Origin of the sequence: Mesorhizobium sp. M7A.F.Ca.AU.002.02.1.1 (assembly GCF_003998535.1) — a bacterium.
Lineage (GTDB): Bacteria > Pseudomonadota > Alphaproteobacteria > Rhizobiales > Rhizobiaceae > Mesorhizobium > Mesorhizobium ciceri.
The window spans coordinates 1-953 of the sequence record NZ_RZPB01001300.1 but is presented as its reverse complement, the minus strand read 5'-3'; the positions used below and the strand labels follow the sequence as shown (position 1 = coordinate 953).

At 65.9% G+C, this 953-nt stretch carries 1 protein-coding gene; it reads left to right on the top strand.

The window, feature by feature from the left end; all coding sequences use genetic code 11:
• On the top strand, positions 1 to 953 hold a 953-nt coding region (locus EN879_RS37280), incomplete at both ends, for an efflux RND transporter permease subunit (RefSeq protein WP_206521107.1).

Below are 953 nucleotides of genomic sequence, written 5' to 3'. Positions count from 1 at the left end.
GTGCTGGCCATCGGCCTCTTGGTCGACGACGCCATCGTCGTCGTCGAGAATGTCGAACGCGTGATGCAGGAGGAAGGCCTGTCGCCGAAGGAGGCGACGCGCAAGTCGATGCACGAAATCACCGGCGCGCTGATCGGCATCGCCACGGTGCTTTCGGCCGTGTTCGTGCCGATGGCTTTCTTCGGCGGCTCGACCGGCATCATCTACCGGCAATTCTCGGTGACCATCGTCTCGGCGATGGTGCTGTCCGTGCTGGTCGCCCTTGTGCTGACGCCCGCACTTTGCGCCACCATCCTGCGGCCGCCCAAGGACCATGCGACGCAGACCGGCCCGTTCGGCTGGTTCAACCGTGTCTTCGATCGCGGCACGCTTGCCTACCGCGACGGCTCGCACGGCATCATCAACCGATCCTGGCGCTTCCTCGTCGTGTTCCTGGCCATCGTCGTTGCCGTGGGCTGGATGTTTGCCCGGCTGCCGAGCTCGTTCCTGCCGGAAGAGGACCAGGGCATCCTGATCACCAGCGTGCAGCTGCCCGTCGGCGCGACGCAGGATCGCACGGAGCGCGTGCTGGCAGAAGTGACCGACCATTATCTCAACCAGGAGAAGGACGCCGTCGACGGGGTGTTCACCGCCTCCGGCTTCGGCTTCGGCGGCGCAGGGCAGAATGTCGGCATCGCTTTCGTGCGGCTGAAGGATTTCGACCTGCGCAAATCGCCGGCTTCCGCCGCGCAGGCCATCGCCGGCCGTGCGATGGGCGCGTTTTCGAAGATCAGGGACGCGCAGGTCTTCGCGCTCGCGCCTCCCGCCATCCAGGGCTTCGGCAACACCAACGGCTTCGACTTCTACCTGCAGGACGTCAACGGCGCCGGCCATGACGCGCTGATCCAGACGCGCAACCAGCTTCTGGCCCTGGCCGGGCAGAGCAAGGTGCTCGCCAACACAAGGCCCAACGG